Raw genomic sequence first — 10,387 nt, 5'->3', positions numbered from 1 at the left:
CATGATTTTAAATTTACTAAGGCAATACAATGAAAATTCCTTTTATAGACTTAAATGCTCAATACAATGCTTATAAAAATGAAATTGATGAGGCTATTAGTGGTGTTTTACAAAGCACTTCTTTTATAGGTGGTGTAAAATTAGAAGAATTTGAAACTAATCTAGCTAAATATGTGGGCACTAAACACGCAATAGGCTGTTCAAGTGGCACAAGTGCATTATTTTTAGCCTTAATGGCTTTGGGCGTGGGTAAAGATGATGAGGTGATAGTGCCAAGTTTTACTTTTATAGCTACAGCTGAAATGGTTGCTCTAGTTGGTGCTAAGCCTGTGTTTGTAGATATTGATTTTAAAGATTACAATCTTAGTTTAGAAAAAGTTCAAAGTGCTATCACACCTAAAACTAAAGCGGTAATTGCTGTGAGTATTTTTGGGCTTATGCCTGATATATTTACTCTAAAAGAACTTTGTAAAAGTCAAAACATTGCCTTGATAGAAGATGGTGCACAAAGTTTTGGGGCTAGTCAAAAAGGTTTAAAATCATGTGCTATAGCTGATGTATCTTGTACAAGCTTTTTTCCGTCTAAGCCTTTAGGTGCTTATGGAGATGGTGGGGCGATTTTTACTCAAGATGATGAATTAGCACAAAAAATAAAAATTTATTTAAATCATGGGCAAGTACAAAGATATAAGCATAAATACATCGGAATTAATGGAAGGCTTGATGCTATCCAAGCAGCAATTTTAAATGTGAAATTAAAATACTTAGATGAAGAGATTAAAAAAAGAGAAGCAATAGCAAAAGTTTATGATGAAAATTTAAAAAATTGTATTTTACCACCAAGAAAAGGTGATTTTGTGAGTGCTTGGGCTCAATATAGTGTGCGTGTAAAACATAGAGAAAATTTCATGCAAAAATTACAAGAGCAAGGTATACCTACTGCGGTGCATTACCCTTTAGGGCTTCATTTGCAAGAAGCTTTTAATTATCTTGCTTATAAAAAAGGCGATTTGCCAAATACAGAGCTTTTAAGTGATGAAATTTTATCCTTACCTATGAGTGCATTTTTAAAAGAAGAGCATCAAGCTAGAGTGATTGAGGCTTTTAAATGAAAATAGGGCTTATAGGTCTTGGTAAAATGGGTAAAAACCATTTAAGAGAACTTGAGCGTAATGCAAAAGTAAAAGAAATTCATCTTTATGATCCTTTTTGTAAAGATGATTTTAAACACTTTTTGCATAAAAATTTTGATGATTTTTTAGCGCAAAATCTTGATGGTGTTATCATCGCCACACCTACTCATACGCATTTAGACATAGCTTTAAAAGTTTTTTCTACAATAAAAAATGTTTTGATAGAAAAACCTTTGGCATTAAATGTTGATGAAATTTTAATTTTAAAACAAAAAGCTAGGGAAAATAAAGTTAGGGTAGTGGTGGGCTTTTGTGAGAGATTTAATCCTACTATTTTGACTTTAAAAGAAAAGCTTTTAGAAGATAAAATTATAAGTATTAATATACAAAGAATTTCTCCCTATCCACAAAGAATAAACGATGTAGGTGTTTTAAGTGATCTTAGTGTGCATGATATTGACTTAGTAAGATTTTTAAGTCAAGAGCAAATTTTAAAAGCAAATGTTTATAAAAGCTTTCATCATAATAAATTTGAAGATGAGGTGATGATAGGTTTAAAGCTAGAAAATATTTTAGCGAATATCCATGATAGTTGGAATGGACAATGCATTATAAGAAAGATTGTTCTTTTAGGTAAAAAACATACTTATGGGCTTGATCTTAAAAATTTTGAACTTTTTATCAATATGCAAAAAGTTCCAAATTTATATGATAATTCTCCTTTGTATGCTGAACATGAAGCCTTTTTCGAGTTTTTGCAAAATGGTGTTTGTGAAAATTTAGCTAGTATTGAAGATGCTTTAAGGGTGCAAGAAATTTTAGAAGGTATTGAGTGAAATATGTCTTTTTTTTAAATATGGGTGGGGTTAATAAACTTGATGAGTGTGAAGTTTTTTTAAAAAATATGTTTAACGATCCTTATATTTTAGGGATAAAAAATGTTTTTTTAAGAAAATTTGCAGCTTTTATGATAAGAAAATCAAGACTAAAAGCTATGATGCAAAATTATGAAAAAATGGGTGGAAAATCCCCGCTTACTGACATCACACAAAGTTTGTGTGACAAATTAAATTTTAAAACTAGGGAATATAAATTTGATTTTGTTAGCTTATATGTACCACCTTTTGCAAATGAAGTTTTTTCAAAATATGATTTTAAAAAAGATGATGAGATTATTTTATTCCCTTTATATCCTCATCATTCTAAAACAACCGTGACTAGTTCTTTAGAAGTAGCACAAAGTGAGCTTAAAAAATCTCAAAATCAAGCTAATGTAAAAATCATTGATGTTTTTTATAAAAATGAGTTTTATAACGAAATGATTATAAAGCATATTTTAGAAAAAAAGAAAAAACATGATTATAAAACTTTGATTTTTTCTGCACATTCTTTACCACTTTCAGTGATTAAAAAAGGTGATTTGTATGAAAAACATATACAAGAACATGTGAGTATCTTAAAAGAAAAACTTAAAAATGAATTTGATCAAATTATTTTGTCATATCAATCAAAACTAGGTCCAGTAAAATGGCTTGAACCAAACACAAGTGATATTTTAAAAAATTTAGATCAAAAAGCTTTGATTTATCCTATATCTTTTTGTATAGATTGCTCTGAAACGATTTTTGAGCTTGGAGTAGAATATAGACACTTAGCAAAAAGTGATTATGAACTTATTGCTTGTCCTAATGATAGTGATGAATTTATAGAGTTTGTTTTAAATAATTTTAATACTTAACAACTGCACTCATATAAATAGAAATTAGACTGTTTATTGCTTGTAAGAATTTTTGAAAAAGAAAAATAAGAATTTATTTTTGTAAAACCAACTTCTTTTAAATAATTCTCCATTTCTCCTTGCTTGTATAAGTGTATTTGAAAGTCCATATGTTCTCTTTTTATTAATTTATCTCCATTATAGAGCTCGTATATACTAGGATAAAATTGAGTTTGTGTTTTTTATCAAAATAACTTTTGTTTTTTAATAAGAGATTAAAGCTATTATGGGTTGTGACTGAAGCTGTTTTTTATAATTATCATTATCGTTGCTTTTTGTGTTTAAACTATCTACTGCAAATACAAATATTCCATCTTTTTTTAATGCATTTTTTATATTTTTTAAAATGGTTTTACACTCAACAATATTAGTAAATAAAGAAATTGAACCCGATGGAATAAATATATAATCATATTTTTCTTTAAAGTTGTAATTTAAAAGATTAGTGCAGATTGTTTTTGCAAATGGATATTTTTGTTTTAGATTTTTTAATATTTGTTTGGAAGAATCTATACCTGTAACATCAAAACCATGGTCTAAAAAAGGGATCATAAATCTTCCATTACCACACAAAGGTTCCAAAATTTTATATTCTTTTTTGGCATATGATAAATAAAAATCTAATTCATCTTGAGGTGCTTTATTGTGTAAATATTATACATTTGACTACAAAGATCACCATAATGGTTAATTTCCATTAGTTAGTTCCTGTTGTTATTTCTGGTTTTAAATAACTTTCTTTTATCATGAGATTTACTGTGTCTTTAAACATAGGCAAGGCACTTTGTGCAGCATAATAACTATAAGCTTTGGTAGGATTTCTTACTAAAACTCCTATTGTGTAGTTATTTTGTTCATCATTTGCAAAACCAAAAAATGAAGCGTTATAGCGATTTGAAGTATAACCTTTTCTTTCGGCAATTCTAGCTGTACCTGTTTTACCACCTATGACAATACCTTGAGTTTGTGCTTTTTTACCAGTACCTTTTTCTATAACATTGATTAAAATTTGTTGCATTTCTTTTGCTGCTTTGCTTGAAAGAATTTTTTCTTTTTTAACTTCATCATCAAGTTTTATTAAACGTCCATCTTGATAAATTTTATTTGCAATTTGTGGAGTGATATAAATTCCATCATTGTTAAATACATTGTAAGCAGCCAAAAGTTGCATGAAAGTTGTTTTCAAACCATAACCATAGCTTAAAACAGATTTTTCTATCTCTCTTAATCTTTTAGGGTTTGGTATTTCTCCTTTTTGTTCATAAGGAAGATCAATACCGCTTTTTTCCCCGAAACGAAAAATTCTAAGTCCTGAAATGATTTCAAGATTGCTTAGTCTTTGAGCAATTTTTATCATACCAACATTTGAAGAATAGGTGATAACTTCTTCCATACTCATCTTGTTTTTTTTATGATCATCGCGTATGGTAAAACGACCAAGTTTATATTGTCCACCTTGAGTATCAATAACTTCATTGACTTTGATTTTATCGAGCATCAAAGCAGTGGTAAATATAAAAGGTTTTATAACAGACCCTGCTTCATAACCATATTCTATAGCACTTGCATTAAGTACAGAAAGATCTTTTCCGCGATTTTGTGGATCATATCTTCTTGAACTAGCAAGTGCTAAAATTTTCCCACTTTTACTTTCCATGATAGCAACAATAATTTCGTTAGCTTTTAGATCTTCATTCCTTTTGTCAATCGCCTTTTCCAACCCCTTTTGAAGTTTTAGGGAAATATTTAAATATAGATCGCAACCATCTATTTTACGTTGTTCATAAGAGTGTAAATTTAAGATAATGTTACCACCTATATCTTTTAAACCTTGAATTTTAGCGTTTTGTAAAGGATTTAAACAATCATTGTAATATTTTTCTAAACCTTTTATGCCTATGTTCTTGAAAATTCCACTCTGCTCATCCATATAAGTTCTTGTATAGCCTATAATTGGAGTAAGCGAGTCTTTTGGCATATATACGCGATCTTCTTTATGTTCTATAATATCAAGTCCTCTTGTTTCTACTCTACCATTACTATTTGTAAAAGACTTAAAAAATCCTTGAGTATAAAGTTTTTTAGCTAACTCTTTTAAATAACTTGCATCTTTTGAATTAATATCTTGGAGTAAGATAAAATTATAGCTTCTTTTTTTCTTTGCAAGCATTCTTTTTTTTATATCTTGCATTTGCTCATCGCTTGCACCACTATAAATTTGAAAAAGAGTTAAAAATAAATCTTTTTTATCAGGATTTAAACTTCTTAGATCAATTTCAGCTCTATAAATTTGTCTGCTTGAAGTTACAGTGAAATTATCACTTGTTATAATGTTACCTCTAAGAGCAGAAAAGTATTGTTCTTTTTGAGTGTTTGGTATATGGCGTTTTGAGGTCAGAAAGAAAGTAGAAAGTAAAAACAAGACCATGAAAAACAGAGCCATACAAAAAGCAAAAGCTACTTTTGAAACTCTATTTTTAATGGTGTTTGAAAGCATATATTAAATTTGAGTTCTTGAAATTTCTTTATATGCGTTTATAGCCTTATTTCTAACTTCAAGCATAAATTTCATACTCGACTCAGCTTTGCTAATTGCAATTGCTGCTTGATGTAAGTCTTTTACTTCACCTGTAGCAATATCTACCATAGCAGCTTCAGCAGTTTCTTGGGTTTTATTAAGGTCATTGATGGAATTTTTCAATAAGCTTGAAAACTCATCACCTATACTCGCATTGTTGCTATTGTTATTTTTATTGTTAACATTGTTAAATTGATTTATACTATTAATAGTGTTCATTTATTAACCTCTTAATAAATCTATCGCACTTTGTGCTATAGTTTTAGTACTTGTAAAAGCACTTACATTTGCCTGATAGGCTCTTGTTGCTTCTATTAAATCGGCCATTTCAATTACTGGGTTTATATTTGGAAAAGCAACATAACCTTGTTCATTTGCATCTGGATGAGATGGATCAAATTTCATACGAAAATCTTTATCATCTCTTACAACTTTATCAACCACTACGCTCATTATAGCAGGTTTTGCATCTTTTTGAGAAGCTGGATCATTTAAAGGATTTTCATATTCTAAAAAATTATTATCTTTAGCAATTTGTTTATTTAGCAATTCATTAAAATCAGTTGCTTTAAAAATCACTTCCCTTCTTCTATATGGACCACCCTCTGCTGTTCTAGTAGTATTTGCATTAGCTATATTTGAGCTAATCACATTCATCCTGAAGCGTTGAGCGCTAAGTCCGTATCCGCTAATATCAAAATCACTTAAATAAGCCATTATTTTTCTCCTAGCCTAATTTAGAGCTTGTATCTATGATGGTTGAAAAAATATTACTTTGTCTTCTTAAAACACCGTCTAAAGCAGTGATCATCATAGTATTTTTACTCATTTCAGTAGTTTCCACATCAAGATCTACTGTATTTGCATCATTTCTTGCTAAATGTCCATCTCTTAGATAAATGGTTGATTTATTAGGATCTGGAAATTTCCAAGGTTTTTGATGATTTGCATTTGTACTTGCCATTTCAAGCTCTTTAGTATCTTTCTTTTTGAAAATTTCGTTTGCTTTATTAACTAAAGCGGTTTCAAACTCTATATCTCTTGCTTTATAAAAGGGAGTATCAACATTTGCAAGGTTAGAATTAATCATTTGACTTCTTAGATTCCTTCCTGCTAAAGCATCAACAATAAGTTCTTTTGACTTAAAAGGGCTTATCATAATTTATCCTTTAAAATAAAGCTTTTATAGACTAAAAGCAAAAATCATTCCAAAATATTATGCAATTTTATATATTTACAAGTATATCTTTTTATAGTAAATTTTTAAAATTTTCAAAGCCACTTTCAAGCGAAATCTTTTCTTCTAATAATTTTAAAAAGTCTTTTTTTATCATTTCTTTTGCACCCATAAATTTTAAATGTTCATTGGGTACTTGACAATCTATTAAAAAATCATAAGGTTTTAAAAGCTCACAAAGCTTTATTAGGGCTACTTTTGAAGCATCTTTTTTAAGGCTTATCATGCTTTCTCCAAAAAACATTTTGCCTATTATAAGTCCATATAAACCACCGATTAAAGTATCATTTTCATAAACTTCAACACTATGAGTCAAATTTTGCTCAAAAAGCTTTGTGTAAACTTGTATAAATTCTTGACTTATCCAGGTTTTTTTTCTTAATGCACAGTGTTTTATGAGTAAATTAAAATTGAAATCAAGTCTTATTTCATAAGTTTTTAAAGCTTTTTTTATGCTTTTTTGTATGCGAACATCATCAGGTAAAAGCACCATTCTAGGAGAAGGACACCACCAAGTAACAGGATTGCTAGTCCATGGAAAAAGCCCTAGTTTATAAGCATGAGGTATAAAATCTACTTCTAATTTTTCACTAATAAAAACAGGTATATCATCAGGACTTTTTAAAAGTTTAGAATACAAATTCGATTTTTTCATTTTTGGAAAGTTTGAGTTTTAATTTACCACCATTTTTTAATTTTCCAAATAAAATTTCATTGCTTAATTTCTCACCTAGCTCTTCGGCAATAATGCGTTTTAATAGCCTTACTCCAAATTCTTTATTATTGGTTTTTTTAGCAAGAAATTCTTTTACTTTTTTATCAGCTTCTATGGTGATGTTGTTTAAATTAGTTGCAATTAAATCTAGTTCTTTTTGAACGATCTGTTCTAAAATTTCTTGATTTAAGTCATTAAAATGAATGATTTTATCTATACGGTTGATAAATTCGGGTGCAAAGAAATCTTTTATAGCTTTATTGCTTTTCTCTTTATCGCTGCTCAAAAAACCTAATTCATTGCTTTCTTTTAGACCTAAATTTGAAGTCATAATGATAATAGTGTTTTTAAAATCAGCTTTTAAGCCACTATTGTCTGTTAAACTTGCGTTATCAAAAATTTGCAAAAAAGTATTAGTTAAATCAGGATGGGCTTTTTCTATCTCATCAAATAAAACCACGCTAAAAGGATTTTTTCTAATGCTATTGCTAAGTAAACCACCATCTTCATAGCCAACATAACCTGCTGAAGTTCCTATAAGTTTACTTACATCATGCTTTTGTGAATATTCACTCATATCAAATCTTTCAAGATTAAGGTTTAAGATTTGTGCTAAATTTTTGGCAAGCTCAGTTTTACCAACCCCACTTGAACCGGTAAATAAAAACACACCTTTTGGTGTGTTTTTACCTTTTAATCCTGCATAACTTTGTTTTAAAATAGAGCATAAAGCTTTAATGGCTTCATCTTGTCCAAAGATATTTTGCTTTAGACTTTGCTCTAAATTTTTTAAGATTTTACCTTGATCGCTTTCATAAATTTTATGAGAATGAGTCATTCTTGCTAAAGTATTTTCTAAATCTTTTATTTTTATTACTTTTTTACTTTTTTTATCTTCTAAAGCAAAACTTGCACCAAGTTCATCGATTAAATCAATTGCACTATCTGGTAAAAATTTATCATGTAAAAATTGTTTTGCTAATTTTATACTTGTTTGTAAAATTTCATCATTTAGCTTGATTTTATGAAAATTTTCGTATTTACTTTTTAAGCCTTGTAAGATTAAAAAACATTCTTCTTCGCTTGGCTCATCTATGTCAATTTTTGCAAATCTTCTACTTAGAGCTTTATTTTTATCAAAAGTGTTTTTGTATTCTATAAAAGTAGTTGCTCCTATGCATTTTATATTACCATTGCTTAGTGCGGGTTTTAATAAATTTGACATATCTGCATGGCTTTCATTACTCGCACCGGTTCCTACTATAGTGTGAATTTCATCTATAAATAAAATAGCATCAGGAATATTTTCTAATTCTTTAATAATATCTTTTAATCTTTTTTCAAAGTCGCCTCTGTATTTTGTTCCTGAGAGTAAGCTTGCCATATCGAGGCTATAGATTTTTGAATTTTTTAGGTGTTTTGGTACTTTTTCTTCTGCTATAGCTAGTGCTAGTCCATCTATGACAGCACTTTTACCAACACCTGGTTCGCCGACTAAAATAGGATTATTTTTCTTACGACGACTTAGAATTTGCATCATTCTTTCTAGCTCAAATTTTCTGCCTATAACAGGATCTATTTTTCCTTTTTTTGCAAGTTCAACCAGTTCTATAGTATGGGTTTTTAAATTTTCAAATTCAGTATTTTGTAATAGTTCTTTTAATTTTTCTTCTTCTATTAAGTGTTTTTTTAAAATATTATAAGAATAAGCTTTTTCTTCTTTACAAAGTGCAATGATAAAATCAATCACACTTGTTTGATTTTTTGCATTTAATTTATGTAGTATATTTTCTAAGATTACAGAAAAAACAGGTTCTATTTCTTTTTTTAAAATTTCATTATTTTTAGCTAAGTAATTTTTTAACTCATTCTCAAAGCCTTGCAAATCACCATCACCACTTTCTTCAAGCAAGTTTTTAAAGTCATTGCTAAGTTTAACCAAAGCAAAAAGCAAATGCTCACAAGTAATAAATTCATGGTGATTGATAAAGCTTAAATGTCTTGCATTAGGTATAAATGAATCAATTAATTCTTTATATTTCATTGTTCTTCTATCCTTGTTTGGAGTGGAAAATCATTGTTTTTTGCTACCGTGTCAACTTGTTGTTTTTTGCTAAGTGCAATCTCTTCTGTGTATATACCGCAAACCCCACTTCCTTGATGATGTATTTCAAGCATAATTGCACTAGCTTTTTCAAAATCATGATGAAATATACTCATTAGGATTTCAATTACAAAATCCATCGTTGTGACATCATCATTTAAAAGCAAAACCTTAAACATTTTAGGTTCTGCTAGTTTTTGCTGTTCTAAAATTTCACTTTTTAGACCCATTTAGTATCCTAGTTATATCTTCTTGCATAGTTTGAGTAGAAACTTTCCCGAGATAATATTTCACAAAACTTTTTGAGTCTTTATTCCAAAAGTCTGTTAGGTCTTGATAAATTCCATTTTTTAAAACTACTTTGAAAGGAAGTTGTTCCATATTTTGATAGTTAATATCTTTTAGAGCCTGTGCCACAATTCTATCATTTTCTTTAGAATTGCTTAAGAAATAATATGCCCCATATTTAATAGCAAAATCTTTTACTGCTTGATCACTAACATTTTCAAAATGACTTAATCCTATGATGATAAAACTATCAGCATTTTTTTGCCACAAACTTGTTAAATGAGTGGCTTCTTCTTGACAAGGCGTACAAAAAGTTCCAAAAAAATCAAACATTAAAATTTTATCTTCTTCGCCTTTTACTACAAAACCATTTTGTGTTCTTACGAGAGTTTTTTCACCACCATTGACACTTCTTAAAAGAATTTCATCTCCTATTTTATATTCAGCAAAAGCAAAATCATTTTCGATTTTTTCTTCGCTTGAACAAGCATTTATTAAGAATGCAAAAGTAAAAGTTAAAAATAAATAAACAATTTTTTTCATTAAAATCCTTTT

11 protein-coding genes and 1 pseudogene are annotated in these 10,387 nt (G+C 28.8%); 3 read left to right on the top strand and 9 right to left on the bottom strand.

From position 1 onward, the window contains the following. The first annotated feature begins 35 nt into the window (after window positions 1-35). The 3 genes from CORN_RS05770 to hemH are packed head-to-tail and all read left to right on the top strand — an operon-like array spanning window position 36 to window position 2,871. Window positions 36-1,112 (top strand): DegT/DnrJ/EryC1/StrS family aminotransferase, encoded by a 1,077-nt coding sequence (locus CORN_RS05770; protein WP_245162311.1) that lies wholly within the window; start codon window positions 36-38, stop codon window positions 1,110-1,112. Continuing rightward, window positions 1,109-1,969, top strand: coding sequence for a Gfo/Idh/MocA family protein (locus tag CORN_RS05765; RefSeq protein WP_066008776.1), 861 nt, complete (start codon window positions 1,109-1,111; stop codon window positions 1,967-1,969). Before CORN_RS05770 ends, CORN_RS05765 begins: the two co-directional genes overlap by 4 nt. Continuing rightward, on the top strand, window positions 1,966-2,871 hold the full coding sequence (gene hemH, locus CORN_RS05760) for a ferrochelatase (RefSeq protein WP_066008777.1): 906 nt from the start codon (window positions 1,966-1,968) through the stop codon (window positions 2,869-2,871). The genes CORN_RS05765 and hemH overlap by 4 nt, the downstream gene beginning before the upstream one ends. Before the next feature lie 243 nt (window positions 2,872-3,114). On the opposite strand, the pseudogene CORN_RS08400 reads toward hemH, so the two are convergent. From CORN_RS08400 to CORN_RS05715, 9 genes and pseudogenes are all read right to left on the bottom strand, one after another. Continuing rightward, window positions 3,115-3,540, bottom strand: a pseudogene (locus CORN_RS08400) (class I SAM-dependent methyltransferase); the annotation flags it as partial. A 67-nt stretch (window positions 3,541-3,607) separates the two neighbouring features. After that, on the bottom strand, window positions 3,608-5,407 hold the full coding sequence (locus tag CORN_RS05750; protein WP_066008778.1) for a peptidoglycan D,D-transpeptidase FtsI family protein: 1,800 nt from the start codon (window positions 5,405-5,407) through the stop codon (window positions 3,608-3,610). Window positions 5,408-5,410: 3 nt separating this feature from the next. After that, window positions 5,411-5,707 carry a flagellar hook-basal body complex protein FliE gene (fliE, locus tag CORN_RS05745; RefSeq protein WP_066008779.1) on the bottom strand — a complete coding sequence of 99 codons (297 nt, stop codon included), beginning with the start codon at window positions 5,705-5,707 and terminating at the stop codon, window positions 5,411-5,413. Between the two features lie 3 nt (window positions 5,708-5,710). Continuing rightward, a complete protein-coding gene (gene flgC, locus CORN_RS05740; RefSeq protein ID WP_039618718.1) occupies window positions 5,711-6,205 on the bottom strand; it encodes a flagellar basal body rod protein FlgC in 495 nt (164 codons plus the stop codon). 10 nt (window positions 6,206-6,215) lie between these two features. Then, window positions 6,216-6,647 (bottom strand): flagellar basal body rod protein FlgB, encoded by a 432-nt coding sequence (gene flgB / locus CORN_RS05735; RefSeq protein WP_066008780.1) that lies wholly within the window; start codon window positions 6,645-6,647, stop codon window positions 6,216-6,218. A gap of 91 nt (window positions 6,648-6,738) precedes the next feature. Further along, a complete protein-coding gene (gene aat / locus CORN_RS05730; RefSeq protein ID WP_066008781.1) occupies window positions 6,739-7,380 on the bottom strand; it encodes a leucyl/phenylalanyl-tRNA--protein transferase in 642 nt (213 codons plus the stop codon). Then, entirely contained in the window at window positions 7,355-9,484 is a 2,130-nt protein-coding gene (locus CORN_RS05725; protein ID WP_066008782.1) for an AAA family ATPase, read from the bottom strand. Before CORN_RS05725 ends, aat begins: the two co-directional genes overlap by 26 nt. Next, a complete protein-coding gene (locus CORN_RS05720; RefSeq protein ID WP_066008783.1) occupies window positions 9,481-9,774 on the bottom strand; it encodes an ATP-dependent Clp protease adaptor ClpS in 294 nt (97 codons plus the stop codon). The genes CORN_RS05725 and CORN_RS05720 overlap by 4 nt, the downstream gene beginning before the upstream one ends. Then, window positions 9,758-10,375, bottom strand: coding sequence for a thioredoxin domain-containing protein (locus CORN_RS05715; RefSeq protein WP_066008784.1), 618 nt, complete (start codon window positions 10,373-10,375; stop codon window positions 9,758-9,760). The genes CORN_RS05720 and CORN_RS05715 overlap by 17 nt, the downstream gene beginning before the upstream one ends. Window positions 10,376-10,387: the final 12 nt, after the last annotated feature.

The sequence above is a fragment of the Campylobacter ornithocola genome (genome assembly GCF_013201605.1).
GTDB classification, from domain to species: Bacteria; Campylobacterota; Campylobacteria; order Campylobacterales; family Campylobacteraceae; genus Campylobacter_D; species Campylobacter_D ornithocola.
This window is presented reverse-complemented; position numbering and strand designations above follow the sequence as displayed.